17 protein-coding genes are annotated in these 19,032 nt (G+C 43.7%); 12 read left to right on the top strand and 5 right to left on the bottom strand.

The genetic code is table 11. The annotated features are described in order from the left end of the window. The coding region (gene gcvP / locus PLH26_RS05085) for an aminomethyl-transferring glycine dehydrogenase (RefSeq protein WP_324584910.1) at positions 1 to 2,072 on the bottom strand (2,072 nt) is incomplete at its 3' end. Between the two features lie 169 nt (positions 2,073 to 2,241). On the opposite strand from gcvP, the gene PLH26_RS05080 reads away from it, so the two are divergent. The 3 genes from PLH26_RS05080 to PLH26_RS05070 are packed head-to-tail and all read left to right on the top strand — an operon-like array spanning position 2,242 to position 3,796. Next, a complete protein-coding gene (locus PLH26_RS05080; RefSeq protein WP_324584909.1) occupies positions 2,242 to 2,766 on the top strand; it encodes a YkgJ family cysteine cluster protein in 525 nt (174 codons plus the stop codon). 57 nt (positions 2,767 to 2,823) lie between these two features. Continuing rightward, entirely contained in the window at positions 2,824 to 3,321 is a 498-nt protein-coding gene (locus tag PLH26_RS05075; RefSeq protein WP_324584908.1) for an Xre family toxin-antitoxin system antitoxin, read from the top strand. 10 nt (positions 3,322 to 3,331) lie between these two features. Beyond that, positions 3,332 to 3,796: an RES family NAD+ phosphorylase gene (locus PLH26_RS05070; RefSeq protein ID WP_324584907.1), complete on the top strand. Its 465-nt coding sequence runs from the start codon at positions 3,332 to 3,334 to the stop codon at positions 3,794 to 3,796. A 200-nt stretch (positions 3,797 to 3,996) separates the two neighbouring features. On the opposite strand, the gene PLH26_RS05065 is transcribed toward PLH26_RS05070, so the two are convergent. Together PLH26_RS05065 and folK are read right to left on the bottom strand one after the other, a co-directional pair. Continuing rightward, the gene (locus PLH26_RS05065) at positions 3,997 to 4,629 is read right to left on the bottom strand and encodes a deoxynucleoside kinase (RefSeq protein WP_324584906.1); all 633 of its coding nucleotides are present in this window, start codon (positions 4,627 to 4,629) and stop codon (positions 3,997 to 3,999) included. 53 nt (positions 4,630 to 4,682) lie between these two features. Continuing rightward, positions 4,683 to 5,168: a 2-amino-4-hydroxy-6-hydroxymethyldihydropteridine diphosphokinase gene (gene folK / locus PLH26_RS05060; protein ID WP_324584905.1), complete on the bottom strand. Its 486-nt coding sequence runs from the start codon at positions 5,166 to 5,168 to the stop codon at positions 4,683 to 4,685. Positions 5,169 to 5,227: 59 nt separating this feature from the next. Between folK and sppA the strand changes: the two genes are divergently transcribed. The 5 genes from sppA (at position 5,228) to PLH26_RS05035 (ending at position 9,493) form a co-directional block, all read left to right on the top strand. After that, positions 5,228 to 6,985 carry a signal peptide peptidase SppA gene (gene sppA / locus PLH26_RS05055; protein ID WP_324584904.1) on the top strand — a complete coding sequence of 586 codons (1,758 nt, stop codon included), beginning with the start codon at positions 5,228 to 5,230 and terminating at the stop codon, positions 6,983 to 6,985. 41 nt (positions 6,986 to 7,026) lie between these two features. Further along, positions 7,027 to 8,133 carry an ABC transporter permease gene (locus PLH26_RS05050; RefSeq protein ID WP_324584903.1) on the top strand — a complete coding sequence of 369 codons (1,107 nt, stop codon included), beginning with the start codon at positions 7,027 to 7,029 and terminating at the stop codon, positions 8,131 to 8,133. Positions 8,134 to 8,146: 13 nt separating this feature from the next. After that, complete coding sequence (locus PLH26_RS05045; protein WP_324584902.1) at positions 8,147 to 8,668, top strand: hypothetical protein; 522 nt, start codon at positions 8,147 to 8,149, stop codon at positions 8,666 to 8,668. Positions 8,669 to 8,908: 240 nt separating this feature from the next. After that, positions 8,909 to 9,103 carry a hypothetical protein gene (locus tag PLH26_RS05040; RefSeq protein WP_324584901.1) on the top strand — a complete coding sequence of 65 codons (195 nt, stop codon included), beginning with the start codon at positions 8,909 to 8,911 and terminating at the stop codon, positions 9,101 to 9,103. Between the two features lie 75 nt (positions 9,104 to 9,178). Next, entirely contained in the window at positions 9,179 to 9,493 is a 315-nt protein-coding gene (locus PLH26_RS05035) for a PQQ-binding-like beta-propeller repeat protein (RefSeq protein ID WP_324584911.1), read from the top strand. Between the two features lie 236 nt (positions 9,494 to 9,729). Here the strand turns inward: PLH26_RS05035 and PLH26_RS05030 are convergent, their stop codons facing one another. Next, complete coding sequence (locus tag PLH26_RS05030; protein ID WP_324584900.1) at positions 9,730 to 10,269, bottom strand: DUF4142 domain-containing protein; 540 nt, start codon at positions 10,267 to 10,269, stop codon at positions 9,730 to 9,732. Between the two features lie 247 nt (positions 10,270 to 10,516). Then, positions 10,517 to 11,584, bottom strand: a complete 1,068-nt coding sequence (fbaA, locus tag PLH26_RS05025) for a class II fructose-bisphosphate aldolase (protein ID WP_324584899.1) — start codon at positions 11,582 to 11,584, stop codon at positions 10,517 to 10,519. A 315-nt stretch (positions 11,585 to 11,899) separates the two neighbouring features. Between fbaA and PLH26_RS05020 the strand changes: the two genes are divergently transcribed. The 4 genes from PLH26_RS05020 to PLH26_RS05005 are packed head-to-tail and all read left to right on the top strand — an operon-like array spanning position 11,900 to position 19,008. Further along, complete coding sequence (locus tag PLH26_RS05020) at positions 11,900 to 15,286, top strand: SusC/RagA family TonB-linked outer membrane protein (RefSeq protein WP_324584898.1); 3,387 nt, start codon at positions 11,900 to 11,902, stop codon at positions 15,284 to 15,286. A 12-nt stretch (positions 15,287 to 15,298) separates the two neighbouring features. Continuing rightward, positions 15,299 to 16,750 carry a RagB/SusD family nutrient uptake outer membrane protein gene (locus tag PLH26_RS05015; RefSeq protein WP_324584897.1) on the top strand — a complete coding sequence of 484 codons (1,452 nt, stop codon included), beginning with the start codon at positions 15,299 to 15,301 and terminating at the stop codon, positions 16,748 to 16,750. A gap of 44 nt (positions 16,751 to 16,794) precedes the next feature. Beyond that, positions 16,795 to 17,679 carry a zinc-binding metallopeptidase gene (locus tag PLH26_RS05010; protein WP_324584896.1) on the top strand — a complete coding sequence of 295 codons (885 nt, stop codon included), beginning with the start codon at positions 16,795 to 16,797 and terminating at the stop codon, positions 17,677 to 17,679. A gap of 24 nt (positions 17,680 to 17,703) precedes the next feature. Further along, positions 17,704 to 19,008 carry a DUF4302 domain-containing protein gene (locus PLH26_RS05005; protein WP_324584895.1) on the top strand — a complete coding sequence of 435 codons (1,305 nt, stop codon included), beginning with the start codon at positions 17,704 to 17,706 and terminating at the stop codon, positions 19,006 to 19,008. Positions 19,009 to 19,032 lie beyond the last annotated feature (24 nt).

Raw genomic sequence — 19,032 nt, 5'->3', positions numbered from 1 at the left:
AAACCACATTGAGCGTCCATATTGGCGCCATCCATATATACCTGACCACCATTATCGTGAATTATCGTGCATATGTCTTTAATGCTTTCTTCAAACACGCCATGGGTAGAAGGATAAGTAACCATTAATGCCGCCAGTGTGTTCTTGTACTGTTCTGCTTTTGCTTTCAGATCAGCAACGTCAATGTGCCCTTCTTCATCGCTTTTCACCACTACCACCTTCATACCGGCCAATACTGCCGAAGCAGGATTGGTTCCATGCGCCGAAATGGGAATAAGCACAACATTCCGGCTTTCATTTCCATTGGCTTTATGGTAGCGGCGAATGGTAAGCAAGCCGGCATATTCGCCCTGCGCTCCGCTGTTTGGTTGCAAACTGCAGGCATCAAACCCTGTAATGGCACATAAATATTCTCTCAATGCGTTAATAATACAGGCATACCCTTTTACCTGCGATGCTGGTGCAAAGGGATGAACTTGCGCAAATCCGGGCCAGCTTACAGGGATCATTTCAGTAGCGGCATTCAGCTTCATGGTACAGCTTCCCAATGAGATCATGGAAGTTATGAGGGAGAGGTCTTTATTTTCGAGCAGCCGGATATAACGCATCATTTCAGTTTCACTGTGGTGCGAATTAAAAACCTGGTGTGACAGGTACCCGGATTGACGAACGGCATGATCAGGAATATTATCGGGAAGATCGTCTTCATTGAAGGTAAGCGATACACCGCTGTGACCGGAAGCTTCTGCAAAAATATACAGGATATTGAGCACGTCTTCCTGCGAAGTGGTTTCATCCACAGAAATGCCGATATATCTTTCATCGAAGTACCTGAAATTTACTTCATTGTTTTCTGCAATGGATTTTATTTTTGAAGCATTGTTAACCTCTACCTTAAGCGTATCAAAGTAATAACGGTTAACGTTGGTATAGCCCAATTCGTGTAACCCTTCTGATAGCGTTTTTGCCAGGATCGTTATTCGCGTGGCAATTTGTTTCAGCTTTTCGGGGCCATGGTAAACGGCATACATGGCCGCCATATTGGCCAGCAAGGCCTGTGCGGTACAAATATTGGAGGTGGCCTTCTCTCTTTTAATATGTTGTTCTCTTGTTTGCAAAGCCATTCGCAGAGCCCTGTTCCCCTTTGCATCAATGCTGATACCAATGATGCGGCCGGGTATATTCCTTTTGAATTCTTCTTTTGTAGCAAAAAAAGCGGCATGTGGCCCGCCATAGCCAACAGGTACGCCAAAGCGTTGTGCAGAGCCAACAGCCACATCGGCCCCCAGTTCGCCGGGAGCAGTAAGCAGGGTTAGTGCCAGCAGGTCGGTAACCATCACTACATACCCGCTGTTGTTGTGCACCTCATTAACAAAACTTCTGTAATCATTTACCGATCCGTTATTATCGGGGTATTGAACGATAGCCCCAAAAAAGCTGTCGTCAATAGATATATCCTGGTAAACTCCAAACACCAATTCAACCCCTATGGATGCTGCACGCGTAATGAGCACATCAATGGTTTGCGGAAACAAAGCGGTATCTACAAAAAACTTAGCCTTACTACCGGACGTACCTGCTTTATTTACATGATGAAACAGCATAGACATCGCTTCAGCCGCAGCTGTGGCTTCATCCAGCAATGAAGCATTGGCAAACGGCAACTCCGTAAGGTCTGCCACAACCGTTTGAAAATTAAGCAGGCTTTCCAGTCTTCCCTGTGCTATTTCTGCCTGGTATGGCGTATACTGGGTATACCAACCCGGGTTTTCAAAAATATTCCGCAATATTACGGAAGGTGTTATTGTTCCGTAATATCCCTGTCCTGTATATGTTTTAAATACTTTGTTTTGTTCTGCTATTTTTTTCAGTTCCTGAAGATATTCGTATTCGCTTTGCGCCGGAGGAAGTTGCAGTGTTTTTGGAGAGATTATGGAAGATGGGATGGTTTTTTCTATGAGCTCTTCCAAAGAAGAAAAGCCAACGGTTTCCAGCATCTGGCTTGTTTCTGCTTCGTTGGGCCCGATATGGCGTGAAAGAAATTCATTGGTTTGTATATCAAATACATTCATATAAATAGAGTTGATCCTTTAAAAAGATGTGCAAATGTAGGATGAAAGCCGCAGATCAAAAACGAGTTGTGGAAAGCAGATAAACAATTGTGAATTAAATGTGCTGTATCTTGCATTGCGGATTTCCTGGTCCTTTAACCGGCCCGAAAGGGCTGATCATATTGTATGCATGGAAGAACCTAAAAAAGATATTTCAGCTTTTACATCGGGTGAATGGAAAGGTGCGCAATGGCAAAAAAAAGCTGCTGTGCATTATAAGGCCTATGACCGGATGCTCCAAAAGTCCGGCAAGAACAAAATATTAAAACAACTGCCCCGGTTGCACGAAGAAGCTTTTTCTGTTATTGATTGTTTGAATTGCGCAGCCTGTTGCAAAAATTATTCTCCCCGCTTTAAAACACCCGACATAAAGCGCATCAGCAGGCATCTGAAAATGAAGGAGAGCGTGTTCATTGATGTGTATCTCCGTCTGGATGAGGAGGGCGATTATGTAGTGAAGCAAACGCCATGTCCCTTTCTTGGCAGTGATAACCGCTGCAGCATTTATGCTGTACGCCCGTCAGACTGTGAACGTTTTCCGTATACTGATGAAGATGTATTGATCAACCGCGCCCGCATTACCCTGAAAAATTCCACATTTTGCCCTGCTGTTTTTTTTGTTCTGGAAAAGCTTTTAGAAACCAGCCAGAAATAAATAAAATACGACAAAAAATATTTTTTTAATACAAAATGTCGTATCTTTGATGGATCGATGGCAAAATCCAAAAAACATATTGAAGAGGAAGAAATTCCGCAATCCGTTGTTGAAGAAGCTGCGGTTCATTACGAAACCATGCGGGTTGTTTTGGGTGGAAGCAACCTTCTTTCTGTTTCGTCCTTAGATGATATGGATCTTATCCGTCTCTCACGAAACGGCGTGCGAAAATCGGCATTAAAGGTGCTAAGCCAGTACCTTGGCATCACCATGGATAAAATGAGCGCACTGCTTCACACATCACACCGCAATATTCAGCGAAAAGATGACAATGAACTTTTAGATGTTTATAAATCTGAGCGGGTTATAGAAATAACGCGGGTAGTAAGTAAAGGTCTTGAACTTTTTGGAACCGCCGATAACCTGCAGCAATGGTTACATTCCGCTATAATGTCTTTGGGTGGTAAAAAACCCATTGATCTTCTTGATACATCTTTTGGCGTTCATTTGATTTTAAAGCTATTGGGCCGTATTGAGCACGGCGTCTATTCTTAATCCATTTTTTGTGAAGTTATACAGAGCATGTAGCTTTAGATACCTGCATGACCTGAGTGGAGCGGGCGCCAGGATCAACGGTGGCCGATGGAACAGCGTTGGAAAAGCTGCTTTGTACACTTCTGAAAGCAAATCACTGGCTATACTTGAAGTACTCGCCAATACACCGCTTGCCATTTTGCGCGCCAATTTTTCGATCTTAACACTGGAGATAACGGGTAACTTTTCATCGGATGAATATATGCTGAAGGAGCTGCCGGCGGGGTGGGATACCTATCCTGTTCCGGTTTCCGTTACAAGGATGGGAGACAGGTGGCTTACTGCCGGTAAGACCCTCTTGCTAAAAGTGCCCTCCGTTATTGTACCCTCCGAATGTAATATCATCATTAATCCAATGCACCCCGATTTCGGTAAAATAAAAATAACAGCTACTGAAAAACTGGTGATCGATAAACGGATTGAACAAAACCTGTAGTAAGTTAATATTGCAGTTTTCTTAATAATGGCACTCCGGAATAGTTATGCTTATCCCGTCCGGCATACCGCTCAGCATTCACGCAAAAAACAACAGCAGGTACCATCCCGATGAAGCAAAACCTGAATTGTGGAATTTGCATTGCTTCAAAAGCCCTGCTTTCTTTGAAATAGGTTTGAAAGCTCATCACCTGCAGGTATTCAGGGGAGGGCTATATAATACTGCCCCGTTTCATAATCCTTATCAAGTGCATCAATGATTGTTTTCAGGTGGCTTTCATTACCCAGGAAATCTGCTTTACCGGCATCTACGTAAAGCGTTCGGATATTGTGCTGCTTTATATAATGCGTGTAGGTTTGTTGTATATTGAACAGGTATTCATCGGGTATATTTTGCTCATAAGTTCGTCCGCGCTTTTTGATATTAGCCTGCAAATTACCTACAGGCGCATGCAGGTATATCAGTATATCAGGCTGAATGAGCTGTTGGTTAATAATGTCGAAGAGACGCTGGTACAATAAAAATTCTTCATCCGGCAGGTTTACTTTTGCAAAAAGCAGGCACTTGGTAAAAAGATAATCCGATATTGTTATACTCTGAAAAAGGTCTTTGGTATGGATCAGCTCTTTGAGCTGCTTATATCTTTCCGCCATAAAAAACAGCTCCAGCGGAAAGGCGTTTTGTTTTGGGTTTTCGTAAAACTTAGCAAGAAAAGGGTTGTCTGCGAATTGTTCCAGTATAAGCCGCGCATTAAAATGCCTCGACAACAGGTGGGCCAAGGTTGTTTTACCTGCACCTATATTGCCTTCAATGGTAATGAAATGATATTTCATAAAGAAAGCCAAACTTAAACAACCCTTTTAAATAAACTCAAAAGGGTTATACACTAATTTTCCAGTTTCCGTACTGCTAAAGCATCAGTGCATTCTTCTAACATACAAAGAATGCTTTTTTTGAGCACCGGATGTATAATGCCGGAGGCTATTTCACTAAGAGGTTCAAGTGCAAAACGCCTGTTGGGCAGCTCGGGATGAGGGATTTTAAGGCCCGGCTGGTCAATTACCTTATCATTCCACAACAAAATATCAATATCAATGATCCGTGGGCCAAACTTTTCAACCCGGCGCCGTCCCATGCCCGTTTCAATATCCAGTATGCTGTCAAGTAAGTGCCGCGGCGATAACAACGTATTCAGCATAAGGGCCTGGTTAAGAAAAGCGGGCTGATTGGTTTTTCCCCAGGCTGCTGTTTCGTAAAAGTGGGATAAGCGTGTTATTGTTCCGCAGGTTTCACCAATTTTGGCAGCTGCTTTTTGAAGTTGTTTTTTCCTGTTGTTCATATTACCGCCTATCAGTAAATATGCTTTATTCATGGATAGTATGTAATTTCCGCTTCAAATATCTCTATTTTTACCAGATTAAAATTTTAAACGTGAGGAGTTTCTTTAAATTTTTCCTGGCAGCATTGCTGGCACTGGTTGTTTTTACCCTGATTGGATTTTTAATTTTAGTTGGAATAGCGGGCAGCATTGCCAGTAGAGAAAAACCAACGATAGCATCGAAATCTGTTCTTTTACTTGATCTTTCCCGCAGCTTTAACGATAAAAAACCCGATAATACCATTGCACGCCTCAGTGGCGATAAGGATATATTTTCGGCATCTTTGTATGATGTAATCCGTCTTCTTCAACATGCTAAAAAAGATTCATCAATAAGAGGCATATACATCAAATGCAATGAAAATGCAAACGGGTTTGCCGCAAGTGAGGAATTGCGCAATGCGCTTCTCGATTTCAGGCAAAGCAAAAAATTCATTATCGCGTATGGCGATATGATCTCACAGAAAGCTTATCTCGTTGCCAGTGCAGCCGATAAAATTTACTGCAATCCCAAGGGTATAATAGAGTGGAAAGGATTTGCTTCCCAGCTTTTTTTCATGAAAAACACATTAAAGAAGCTGGAAATTGAGCCGCAAATATTTTACGATGGCAAATTTAAAAGTGCTACGGAACCCTTGCGCGAAGAAAAAATGACCGATGCCAACCGCCTGCAAACTACCGTATGGCTCGGAGATTTATACAGTCGCTTTTTACTTGCTACAGCGGCTGCAAGAAACATAGATACGGCAACGCTTCACCGGTATGCCGATGAATATATGATTCAAACCGCTGCTGATGCCGTAAAGTACAAGCTGCTGGACGATGTGAAATATGATGATGAAGTAAAAGACGAGATAAGAAAAAGGCTTGGAATTGATAAAGACGACAAAATTGAATTTGTGCCAATGGGAAGCTATGCTGAGGCAACGAATATAAAAAAATACGGATCAGAACGAATAGCTGTTATTTATGCCGAAGGAGATATAGTATATGGTAAAGGAACCGACAGGCAGGTAGGATCTGATGAATTCAGGAACCTGATCGCAAAAGCCCGGACAGATAAAAATATTAAAGCGATCGTACTGAGGGTTAACTCACCCGGAGGCAGCGCACTGGCAAGCGAGATCATCTGGCGCGAAACCATGCTTACCCGCAAAGCCGGAAAGCCTCTGGTAGTTTCCATGGGAGATGTTGCCGCTTCGGGCGGTTATTACATCTCATGTGCTGCCGACAGCATTTTTGCGCAACCCAATACCATTACCGGTTCCATCGGCGTTTTTGGCATCGTGCCCAATATGCAGGGCTTTTTTAAAAATAAACTGGGAATTACGTTCGACCAGGTAAAAACAGCGCCCAATGCCGATATTGGCACAGTAACCCGGCCTTTGACCGAAGGTGAAAAAACAATCATACAAAGCGAAATAGACACCATCTACCGCGATTTCAAAACGAGGGTTGCGGATGGGCGAAAAAAAGACATGCTTTTTGTTGACAGCATTGCGCAGGGAAGAGTATGGACGGGCAGCAGGGCTATGCAGATTGGACTGGTAGACCGTATGGGCGGGTTGGATGATGCGGTAGCCTGTGCCGCCAGAATGGCGAAACTTACCGAATACGGGTTACGGGAATACCCGGAGCCGGCATCCTTCTGGGACTTGTTAAAAAGCAATTACAGCAAAACAGCAAAAGCAAGAGCCATTAAAGAAGAATTGAATTACAACGAATACCAGTTGTTCGTGCAGTTAAAGCGCATCAGACAAATGGTGGGAACCGCGCAAACGAGATTGCCCTTTGATATTGTTGTGGAGTAAAACAACAAACCTTTTATCTTTGCCGGGCAAAATACAATTGCATGTCGAAATCCTATAGCCAGTTTAAAGCCATGTTAGCTGTTGCCAAAGCCGGGCTTATCGCTATTTTCAGAAGTCCGTCGGCTGTTGCTTTCAGTTTTGCCTTTCCTCTGATATTTATTCTTGTCTTTGGCTTTTTAGGTAGTGGAGGCCGAATTTCTATTCGTGCAGCTTTTGATCCCGGCACCGATACAACCAATTATCTCTATGGCATCATTAAAACCATTCCGGGTCTTCGTATTATTGAAAAACCGGAAGTAGAAATAAAAGAAGATCTCGAAAAAGGGCGGCTAACGGCTGTCATCGCTATTCAAAAAAATAAAAATGCATCGCCGGCTTACTTTATTAACCTGAAAAGCTCTGAAGCGGTAAACCCGCAAAATTTGCAGGTACTGCGTTCCATACTGGAATCGATCATAAAAAACATTGATCATCAAAAATATCCTGATGCGCCTACTGTTGCCGTTATCAATAATCATATTGAGAAAATCCCGGGGCGAACATACCGTACCATAGATTTTATACTGCCGGGTCAACTGGGTTTTTCATTATTAAGCGCAGGTGTTTTTGGCGTGGCCTTTTTATTTTTCAGCCTCAGGCAAACCCTGGTGCTTAAACGTTTTTTTGCCACCCCGATAAGCCGCACGTTTATCGTTTTGGGCGAGGGGCTCAGCAGGGTAACTTTCCAGTTGATCACTTCTGTAGTGATATTGCTGGTTGGATATTATTTTTTTCATTTTACATTGATACACGGATGGATCACTTTTATTGAATTGCTGGTCTTGAGTTTTATAGGCCTGGTGGTTTTTATGTCACTGGGGTTTGTAGTAAGCGGGATTGCTAAAAATGAAAGCGCTATCCCACCACTGGCCAATATTGTTACCTTGCCGCAGTTTTTGCTTGCCGGCACATTTTTTCCAATTGATAATTTTCCCGCCTGGCTTCAGCCTTTTTGTAAAATACTGCCCCTTACACATTTAAACGATGCCATGCGCAATGTTGCCTTTGAAGGTGCACATTTAACAGATTGCGGTAAACAGTTGGGCATACTTGCCATATGGGCTGTGGTGGGTTACGCGCTTGCGGTAAAAGCGTTTAAATGGGAATAAAACAATAAACAATATGCGGTTATTAAAACAGGTAGTTATTGGGCTTATAACATTCAGCCTTATATTATTGTTTTTTTCTTTCCTGCTGCCTTCAAAAATAAGCGTATCCAAATCGGTATTGCTGCATGCTCCCAAAGACAGTGTAATGGCTGCCTTGCTGCGTATTGAAGACTGGAAGAACTGGAATCCTATTTTGCAGGACAGCAGTGCTGCATATTCCATAGCATCGCCACAACGGGTAGAATGGACAAGCGCCAACGGCATTTCCAATGCTATACAACTGGAACAATTTGCGGCGGATAGCATAATGGTTATCATAAAATCGAACGATAAACAGGTATTCAGCAGCGGCTTCTCGGTTGTGCAGCATCAGCAGAACGCTTTGCTTACCAAAGTAGAATGGTGGATAAATGAAGATATAAAATGGTACCCCTGGGAAAAATTTTACGGTTTGTTTTCCGAAAGCTTCCGGGAAACATACATGGACAATAATCTACAGTTGTTTAAACATTATATGGAAAGCAAACAACGTTAACCAGCAAACAGGCATTTTACGCCCAATGATCTTCCCGCTATCAGCACCAGCTATATGAGCACCCGCTTCCCCGATCAACAGATCGTTCAGGCTGTAAAAGAATTTGATGATCTTAAAATAAAATATACCGTTTATTTGCATCTTTAAGCCTGTAAGACCTTCGCAGTGAAGCCCCTTACAGGCTTTTCTGCAAAACATCTTTACATTTATGCGTATATCACTTTCCTCAATAATTCGGTTATGCCATTTACAAAAATAATGACCACCGCTCTCGCGTTGAATATTGCTCTGGTTTCTTTAAAAGGACAATCACTTATGCAAGATGGCAAAAAGAACCACGGGTGGCCTGCCTATGGGGGTGATGCGGGGGGAAGCCGTTATTCGGGATTGCAGCAAATTAACAGCAAAAATGTAAAGCAACTGCAGGTAGCCTGAACTTATCAAACCGGAGAATTAGAAAAATATGACGGTACGAACGCAAAGGAGAAAGCTGCTTTTGAAGCAACTCCCATCCTTGCAGATCATACTTTACTTTGTATTTCAGCTGCACAATGGTGCAAAAAATGGGGGTCAATTAATTTTGGCGGTACCATTGTTACTGCTGGAAATCTGTTGTTCGTAGCTGCTACTTTAGATGACCATTTACGCGCTTTTAATACCCGAACCGGTGAGTTGCTCTGGGAGCATGCGTTGCCGGCCAGTGCCCAGGCTACGCCTATGACCTATGAAGAAAACGGCAAACAGTATATGGTAATAGCTGCCGGCGGTCATGGAAAGCTGGGAAGCAGGCAAGGCGATTTTGTGATTGCCTTTTCGCTTCCGTAAAAGAGCCGGTTGAATGGCAGCGAAGAAATTCAGTTTTTCGGTTCAGTATATTGCGGTTAATTTTCAGCCGGCAACAAACCGTGAGAAGAAAGCGAAAAGTATATTCTATACTCTTGCAATAAACCAAAAGGGTCGGCAGCCATTATACCCACCAACCCTTTTGTTTACGCCGGATTTTGACGAGGTTACCGGAATTACACAGAATGATTCCCGTTATTCACGCCGCGCTGCATTATTTAAAACTTCTTCTGTACCGTTTCGGCATGCTGAAGATGGGCTTTCAATGACGGAACAACATTCTGCAGCAATTCCTTTAGCTCCGCGTTTTCCGTTTCGGGTATCAAAAGCCCCTCTACCGCGCCAATTACTGCTTTATGATAAGCTACTTCATTGTTTATATACGCCTTGTTAAACGAATTGCCTTTTTTTGAACGCAATATCTTTTCCGTTTTTTTTGCATCTGCCAGCAGCTTCTGACTAACGGCATTGTCTTTTGGTGTAACCCCAAGCTTTTTCACCAGCGCCGCAGCCTGGTCAATCACTGCTTTATGATTATCCGCCATCATAGCAGCAAATTTCAGAATGTCTTCATTCTTCGATTTTTGTTTTGCAATGGCCGCGTAATCGATGTCGATCTGGTTCGCCACCACGGCAACGGAGGCTACTTCCGCATCCGAAAGTTTCGGATTATCCTGTGAAAATGCAGTTGTGAAAAGCATAGCGGCAGAAACAACCGCAAATGCGAAGAATGGTTTTACTGATTTATCAGCTTTCATATTACTATGGTTTAATTTGAAGAATTTACTTACGGTTGTTAGATCGTATAAAATAAAAAAGGTTACAGGAAATGAAACAATCAGAATAGCTCCAAAATTTGAAGAGGCTGCCTCAAAAGTCTGAGGCAGCCTCTTTATTCGGTAAGCAGATGGAGTGAAAAGGTCAAATATGCGATTCTCAGCGCCTTTAAAAACCTTTTGATACACGCTCTTGTTCTTTTAATCGCAAAGGCGGGAAGCAGAAATCTTATGCGTTCCTGTTGATGCAATTCAGATCATTGAACGCAATTTCCAACCTCTTAGCAAAACTTTCTTCTCCCTTACGCAGCCATACCCTGGGATCGTAGTACTTTTTATTGGGCTTATCGTCACCCTCGGGATTTCCCAATTGCCCCTGCAGATAGGCTTCGCTCTTTTTGTAATTACCGAGCACGCCTTCCCAGAACGCCCATTGAAGATCGGTATCAAGGTTCATTTTAATGGCACCGTAACCAATGGCTTCGCGGATCTGGTGCTGGGGTGAACCACTGCCGCCATGAAACACAAAATATACAGGCCTGGCTATGGTTTTTAATTCGTTTTGAATATACACCTGGCTGTTGTTCAATATCTCCGGCCGCAGCTCTACATTTCCCGGCTTATATACGCCATGCACATTACCAAAAGCAGCCGCTACGGTGAAAAGCTTTCCCACTTTGCTCAACTCAGTGTACGCATAGGCTACATGCTGCGGTTGCGTATATAATTTATCGTTATCAACATTGCTGTTATCAACCCCGTCTTCCTCACCGCCGGTAACCCCCAGCTCAATTTCAATGCCCATGCCCAGGGGCTGCATGCGCTTAAAAAATGCAACAGAAGTTTCAATATTTTCTTCAATGGGCTCTTCGCTCAGATCAAGCATATGCGAGCTAAAAAGGGGTTGGCCTTTTTCTTTGAAGTATTGTTCACCGGCATCTATAAGTCCACTCACCCATGGGAGCCATTTTTTTGCGGCATGGTCGGTGTGCAGTATAACCGGAACGCCATAATATTTAGCCACATTATGAATATGCAGCGCACCCGAAACTGCGCCCGAAATATTGGCCTGCAGCTTATCATTCGGCATTCCCTTTCCTGCAATAAATTGTGCACCGCCATTGGAGAACTGAACAATAACAGGTGAATTAACTTTTGCAGCGGTTTCAAGTGTAGCGTTAATGGTGTTGGTACCAATGCAATTAACAGCAGGCAAAGCAAACTGGTTTTCTTTTGCGTCTTTATATAACGCTTCCAGTTCTTCACCAAAAAGCACCCCGGCTCTATACTTTTTCATATTACGCATTTGATTTTTTTATTGTTTAAAAATATTATTTCACAACCATATTAATGGCTGTAAAGCGGCGCGAAGATAATATACTTCGTTTTTATACAAACCTTCTTCAGCACAAACTGCTATTGGCCGGGGTATAAAGCGCTTTCCTTTGCCAGGATATTTACGTATAGGGTAATAAACCTTTAAAAAAGGATAGAAAGGATTTATTTATCTTGCAGACGCCTTTGTTTAAAATTTTTTAAAAAATAAAGCGTTTTCAATCAACGTTTTACTCCAAATAGTTGTCCTATTAAAAAACTACGTAAACTAACTGATATGATTTTTCATAAAAAGGACTCTTCCACCAGGGAGTACTTCAGGCAAATTTCAAAAACAATTGGCTTCACTTTTATCGTGCTATGCTTCTTTTATACCGGGCGGGGCGAGGGGCTTTTCCAGTCTGCCGGGGATTCTGTAAGAATAAACGGTAAAGTAACAGACGGAGACGAACAGGTTGCACTGGGAGGGGTATCTGTTGAAAACCTGAGGAGCGGTGACGGAACATTGACCAATAGCGATGGCGAATTTACAATAGCTGTAAGGAATGGCGACAGCCTGCAATTTACATTTATCAGTAAGGCCCCTAAAATTGTTGTTTACCATGGAGAAAGTTATCTTGATGTGGTATTGACTAAAGATGAGGGAGCCCTGGCGGAAGTGGTTATCACGGGTTTTCAAAATCTCGATAAGAAAAAATTTGCAGGGGCCGCCACTTCGCTGAAAGCGGATGACATTAAGATGAATGGTGTGGCCGATGTAAGCCGGATGCTCGAAGGCCGTGCGGCAGGAGTAGCTGTTCAAAATGTTTCCGGAACCTTCGGCGCCGCTCCCAAAGTGCGGGTACGGGGAGCCACTTCATTGAATGGTGATAACAAACCTTTGTGGGTAGTGGATGGTGTGGTGCTGGAAGACATTATCAATATCTCAAACGACCAGTTGTCGAGCGGCGATCCCACTACTTTGCTGGGCTCAGCAGTTGCCGGTCTGAATGCCAATGATATTGAAAGTTTTGATATCCTGAAAGATGCTGCCGCCACTGCATTGTATGGGGCACGAGCCATGAACGGGGTAGTTGTGATCACCACAAAAAAAGGGCGGGCCGGTAAAACCAGGGTAGCATATACCGGCAATTTTACCACACAGCTAAAGCCCACATATGCCGATTATAATATCATGAACTCCCTGCAACAGATGTCGGTGTTGGGAGAACTGGAACGTAAGGGTTCCTTAAATCCGAATATACTTAACCGCGCCGACAACGGTGTATACGGTAAGATGTATGAACTGATGAGTGCCGATGATAACGGTAATTTTCCGCTTCAGAATACCCGGGAAGCAAGGGCGGCTTTTTTGAAACGCTATGCTACTGCCAATACCGACTGGTTCGACGTTTTATTCCGCAATAACCTGGTGCAGGAGCATTCACTGAGCATATCCGGCGGCACGGAAAGATCACAGAGCTATTTCTCAATGAGCTATTATGGCGACAATGGCTGGACGATAGCCGACAAGGTGAACCGCTATACCCTCAACTTCCGTAACAACTATAAATTTTCCGATAAATTTTCCGTTGGCTTTGCTACACTGGGCTCCGTTCGCCAGCAAAGAGCGCCGGGAACCTTAGCCCGAAACCCCAACCCGGTTGAAGGGCAGTACGACCGCGACTTTGATATCAACCCTTTTAGCTTTGCATTGAACACCAGCCGTACCATTACCGCATACGACGAAAATAGAAATGAAGAATACTTCAGGCGGAATTTTGCGCCTTTTAATATTATCAATGAACTCCGGAATAATTTTCTTGATATCAATATCATTGACCTGAGGCTGCAGGGAGATATCAACTATAAATTTGCAAGAAATTTCAGGTATGAATTTACCGGCGCGCTGCGTTATGTAAAATCAACCCGCGAGCACCAGGTTACCGAAAACGCCAATATGGCCGAAGCCTACCGGTCGGCCGGCACAGCCACGATCGCTCAAAACAATAAATTCCTTTACCGCGATCCGGACGATCCCGAAGCAGAACCCGTTGTGGTATTGCCTTATGGCGGTTTTTATAACAGGGCTGAGGATTTTTTACTGAGCTATGATTTCCGGAACAGCGTTAATTATTCTACGGTTATCAATGATCATCATTCAATAAACCTCCTGGGAGGCATGCAGGTAAAATCTGCCGACAGGCAAAACTTCAGCAACACCGGTTACGGATACCAGTACGATAACGGCGGTTTGCCCGCCATTGATTACAGGATACTCAAACAAACCATTGAAAGTAACTTTCCGTATTATGGAATGAGCAGGGACTACGATCGCTTTGTTGCCTTTTATGCAACGGGCAATTATACTTTCAACTCAAAGTATAATTTTACAGCTACCGGCAGGTACGATGGTTCAAACCGTCTCGGAAAATCCAGTACGGCACGCTGGTTGCCTACCTGGAGTGTTGCTGCATCCTGGAACGCAGACAGGGAATCTTTCATGAGTGATATAAGCTGGCTGGATAATTTATTATTAAGAGCCAGTTACGGCTTAACGGCGAGTATGGGGCCCGCCAACAACTCCAACGTGGTTTTGAGAAGCATTAATTCCAACAGACCTTACTTATCGGAACGGGAATCCGTAATTCAATTGGCGAGCCTCGAAAATTCGGAGCTTACCTGGGAAAAATCATATACCGGTAATATAGGACTGGATGCCACTTTGCTCGACAGAAGGCTGAATTTTAGCATTGACGTTTATCAGCGTAAGAGTTTCGACCTCATCAGCATCATAAAAACTTCTGGTATCGGCGGTGAAGCCTATAAAGCAGCCAACTACGCTGATATGGATTCCTGGGGCAGCGAAGTACTGCTGGGAGGTGAAATTATACGCGGGCACAACTGGGGATGGAAAAGCTCTTTTACTTTCGGTTATAATAAGAACAGGATCACCAACGCCAAAAACATTCCTGATATCTTCAGCCTCGTAGTGGCGGAGGGAGGCAACAAAGAAGGATATCCCGTACGCAGCTTGTTTTCACTGAATTACAAAGGACTGGAACACAATACCGGTGTCCCGCAGTTTGTAGATGAAAACGGCAAAACTGCCGCTGCGGTATATCTACAGGATCAAAAAACAGAACATCTGGTATACGAGGGGCCTGTTGATCCGCCCTTTAACGGTGGCTTTTCCAATACCTTTCATTACAAAGCATTTTCGGCAAATATTTTTATTACCTACCAGGCGGGGAATAAAATAAGATTATACCCCGCGTTTAAAACATACTACTCCGACCTGGATGCTATGCCCAAGGAGTTCAATGACCGGTGGGTATTGCCCGGCGATGAATTGTTAACAAATGTTCCGTCCATACTGGAAGCCTTTGAAGCTGCGCAGCTGAATGCCGCTTATCCTTATAACAATTACAATTATTCCACCCAAAGAGTAGCCAGAGGCGACTTCATACGTTTAAAAACAGTATCGCTTTCTTACCAGCTATCCGCCAATACCGTACAACGGATAGGACTCAACAGCCTGTCGGTTACGGCAGCCGCAGCTAATCTGTGGCTTATCTATGCCGATGAAAAATTAAAGGGACAGGACCCCGAATTTTTTAACTCGGGGGGTGTGGCACAACCCATTCAAAAACAAATTACACTTTCCGTAAAAGTGGGTATTTAATATTATCTGATCATGAAAAAATCTTTCCTGTACTTCTGTGTTGTATTGCTTGCAGCAAATACCGGTTGTAAAAAATACCTGGAGCATTTGCCCGATAACAGAACAGAGCTCAATTCGCCCGAAAAAGTTTCGCAACTGCTGGGCACGGCTTATCCGCAGGCCAATTACATGGATTTTTGTGAGTCACTGTCGGATAATGTCGCCGACAAAGGAGTAGGGGAGCAGGACATAACCAATGCTAATTCTTACCTGTATAAAGATGTGGCCGATAACCAGCAGGATTCTCCCGAATATTACTGGAATGCGTGTTATGCGGCTATAGCTGCGGCCAACCATGCACTGGAAGCCTGCAATACCGCTCCAAACCCTGCCGATTACCAGGCACAGAAAGGTGAAGCGCTGGTTGCCAGAGCCTATGCGCATTTTATGCTGGTAACCCTGTTTTCAAAGGTATATGACCCGGCTACCGCTTCATCAGATCCGGGCATTCCCTATGTAACAGAACCCGAAAAAGTGGTGATCAAAAATTATGAAAGAAAAACGGTAGGTTATGTATATGAAATGATTGAAAAGGACTTACTGGAAGGTTTGCCTTTGATCGTTGATCAAAAATATACAGTACCGCGCTATCATTTTACCAAAGCTGCAGCCCATGCTTTTGCCACCCGGTTTTATTTATTTAAGCAAGATTACGCAAAAGTTATTGACCATGCCAGCCAGGTATTTACCGGCAGCAATGTAACTACCTTATTGCGCCCCTGGAATACGACCTACCTTACCTATACCTATCGCGAAATGTGGGCCGAATATGCAAAGGCAACCCAATCGGCCAATTTACTGCTTGGTGAAACGCCATCATGGTGGGGCCGTTATTATTACAGTGTACGGTATGGTATGACATCCGCGATACGGGATGAAATTTTTGCAAGCAATGTTACGGGCGGCAACTGGGCATTCAGGAATCATACCTATACAGCCGGCACCAACAATTATATGATCCCCAAGATCAATGAATATTTTGTGCGCAACTCTGTAAACGCAAACATAGGCGTAGGATACATTATGGTTCCTCTTTTTACGGTGGAAGAAGTATTGTTCAATAAAGCTGAAGCCAATAATGCCCTTAATAATACCAGTGATGCACTTACAGATCTTAATAGCTATGCTTCCACACGGATCACCGGCTATAATACAGCAGCACATCGTATCACTGAAACAAAAATTAAAAATTTTTACGGCACTGCTGATCTGCGGGAAGGCATATTGCAAACGATACTTGATTTTAAAAGAGCCGAATACGCTCAGGAAGGGATGCGCTGGTTCGATATATTGAGGCACAGGATCGTGGTAACACATGCTACTGCCGAAGGAGAAGTAATTGAACTGGCCGAAAACGATTTGAGAAGGGTGTTGCAGATACCCCAAACAGCAGCATTATCGGATGTTGATCAAAACCCAAGATAGGCGAGACAATTGTTTAACCATAATAAGAACATTCAAACTACTATATGAAATCTTTACAAACTTTTTTGTTCATTTTTTCCTGTACGGTTGTGATGCCGTCCTGCGGGAAAGACGACCTTTCGGGCAACGCCGATGATATTGCAGGACTGGGAGGTGATACCTGGGTAAAGGGTCCTGTTGACGACTGGATACTCAGCAACCTTACCGTACCCTATAATGTAGCTGTGAAATACAAATGGGATCAGTCGGAAATGGAATTTAATAAAGTTATAGTACCACCCGATGAAGCGAAGGTATTGCCGGTGCTTAGCGCAGTAAAGCAGGTATGGATTGACAACTATGTGGCCGAAACCAGTGAGCTGTTCATGAAAAAATATTGTCCCAAGTTTTTTGTCCTGGCGGGAAGCGCAAGCTGGAATATGGACGGCACCATTACATTGGGGCAGGCAGAAGGCGGGCGCAAAATATTACTGTATCAGCTCAATGATTTCCGGGTTAAGGGTATGGATGGATATCAGCCCGAAGATTCCTTTACCGTGAAACAAATGTTCCATACCATAGAGCATGAATTTGCCCATATCCTGCACCAGAATGTGATGTATCCGCAGGAATTCAAGCAAATATCCGTAGGCAATTATACTTCCAACTGGAACAATGTAAGTGATCAAGCCGCCAACGAACAGGGCTTTATCTCTGCTTATGCCATGTCGTTCCCCGATGAGGACTTTGTGGAAATGACTTCTATGATGCTGGTGGAAGGTAGAACATGGTTCAACACGATGGTAAACGGACTTGCAGACGAAGAAGCACAAACAAGGCTGCGCAGGAAAGAAGCAATTGTGGTTAATTATTTTAAAGATGTTTGGAATATTGATTTTTACAGCTTGCAAACCCGTACAAGGGCATCCATAACAGTGCTGGTGAAATAGGATCAAAGAAAAAAAATTATACAAATGAAAAAGATCGCCTTATATATTTTATCCATAACGCTTTGCTTTACGGCATGCCGCAAAGATGAGTCCGTTTTTGATCAGTCGCCCGATGAGCGCATCAATAAAACACTAAGCGATTACCAGGCTGCGCTTGTAAGCTCGCCAACAGGCTGGAAGGCAACGATTATACCCGGCAACGGCGGTATTTATCATTTTTATTTCAGGTTCAACAGCGAGAACAGGGTTGTGATGTATTCGGATTTTGATACGGCTACGGCCAAACACCAGAAAGAAAGCAGCTACCGTTTAAAAGCCTTGCAGCAACCCACATTGATCTTTGATACCTATTCCTATCTGCATCTTTTGGCCGATCCCGATGCCGCCGTAAACGGAGGCTCCTACGGCAGCGGCCTGTTGTCTGATTTCGAATTTGCACTGGATACTTTATACGCCGACAGCATCATACTTACCGGAAAGATGAATAATACCAGGGTCAGGCTGGAAAAAGCCTCCCAGCAGGAGCTGGATGAGTGGCAAAATGGGGAATGGGCAGATGCTTTATCTTTTATAAACATCGCCAACATTAAAAATTATTTTAAAAGACTAACCCTGGATGGTGTGGAATATGAAGTGCATATTGATCCTGCTTCCCGGACGATTGTTTTTCAGTGGCTATCGGGCGGAGCAATAAAGCAGTTTGCCACAGCTTATTATTTCAAAGCGGGAGGAATACAATTTGAGAACCCTTTAACCAACGGGTCACAAACCATCACCGGGTTTTCGGATATTTCCTGGAGCGATGACACACAAACGCTGAGCGTTAATGTAAATAATACCGCAGGCGCAATTGCAGGCGCTGTTAAGCCGTTAAAAACAGATGTAAACGCTCCCCGGCGCTGGTGGCAGAAGGCTGCGGATGATGACGGGTACTGGGTATCTTTGCAGGGCTTCCATGTAAACGGAGTGGATGATGCCTATGGAGTAACCAGCATACCTGATTATGCTTTTATGATTTTTTGGCCAAAATATGGAACAAACAGCGGAATCACCTATGATCTTACTGGGTTTATAACTGCTGATGCCGAGGAGCTGGCTTTAAATTTCGGCGCTGCATACCAAACGCCTGCTTTTACTTCAGACGGAAGGATAATGTTTACCTACCTTGGCACTTTGGGAGATGTACCTCCTGAGGCTGAAGATGCTTATTTAGCCACCGCGGGAAACTTTCTTAATCCTGCAGGATTTTACCTTGTCCAAACAAGTGAAACCAGCTATGATATGGTAAGCGCCGATGATGCAAAAACCTGGATTACCTGGGTTTATTAGGAATTGGTTATGCTAATGAGTATT

This window comes from Agriterribacter sp., assembly GCF_035444585.1.
GTDB lineage: Bacteria > Bacteroidota > Bacteroidia > Chitinophagales > Chitinophagaceae > Agriterribacter.
This window is presented reverse-complemented; position numbering and strand designations above follow the sequence as displayed.

What these genes read in the sequence shown, in the direction of transcription:
- PLH26_RS05080 (WP_324584909.1), top strand. Translation starts at nt 2,242, where the DNA reads ATGGAAGAACCTAAAAAAGATATTTCAGCTTTTACATCGGGTGAATGG.
- PLH26_RS05075 (WP_324584908.1), top strand. Translation starts at nt 2,824, where the DNA reads ATGGCAAAATCCAAAAAACATATTGAAGAGGAAGAAATTCCGCAATCC.
- PLH26_RS05065 (WP_324584906.1), bottom strand. Translation starts at nt 4,629, where the DNA reads ATGAAATATCATTTCATTACCATTGAAGGCAATATAGGTGCAGGTAAA.
- folK (WP_324584905.1), bottom strand. Translation starts at nt 5,168, where the DNA reads ATGAATAAAGCATATTTACTGATAGGCGGTAATATGAACAACAGGAAA.
- PLH26_RS05050 (WP_324584903.1), top strand. Translation starts at nt 7,027, where the DNA reads ATGTCGAAATCCTATAGCCAGTTTAAAGCCATGTTAGCTGTTGCCAAA.
- PLH26_RS05045 (WP_324584902.1), top strand. Translation starts at nt 8,147, where the DNA reads ATGCGGTTATTAAAACAGGTAGTTATTGGGCTTATAACATTCAGCCTT.
- PLH26_RS05040 (WP_324584901.1), top strand. Translation starts at nt 8,909, where the DNA reads ATGCCATTTACAAAAATAATGACCACCGCTCTCGCGTTGAATATTGCT.
- PLH26_RS05030 (WP_324584900.1), bottom strand. Translation starts at nt 10,269, where the DNA reads ATGAAAGCTGATAAATCAGTAAAACCATTCTTCGCATTTGCGGTTGTT.
- fbaA (WP_324584899.1), bottom strand. Translation starts at nt 11,584, where the DNA reads ATGAAAAAGTATAGAGCCGGGGTGCTTTTTGGTGAAGAACTGGAAGCG.
- PLH26_RS05020 (WP_324584898.1), top strand. Translation starts at nt 11,900, where the DNA reads ATGATTTTTCATAAAAAGGACTCTTCCACCAGGGAGTACTTCAGGCAA.
- PLH26_RS05015 (WP_324584897.1), top strand. Translation starts at nt 15,299, where the DNA reads ATGAAAAAATCTTTCCTGTACTTCTGTGTTGTATTGCTTGCAGCAAAT.
- PLH26_RS05010 (WP_324584896.1), top strand. Translation starts at nt 16,795, where the DNA reads ATGAAATCTTTACAAACTTTTTTGTTCATTTTTTCCTGTACGGTTGTG.
- PLH26_RS05005 (WP_324584895.1), top strand. Translation starts at nt 17,704, where the DNA reads ATGAAAAAGATCGCCTTATATATTTTATCCATAACGCTTTGCTTTACG.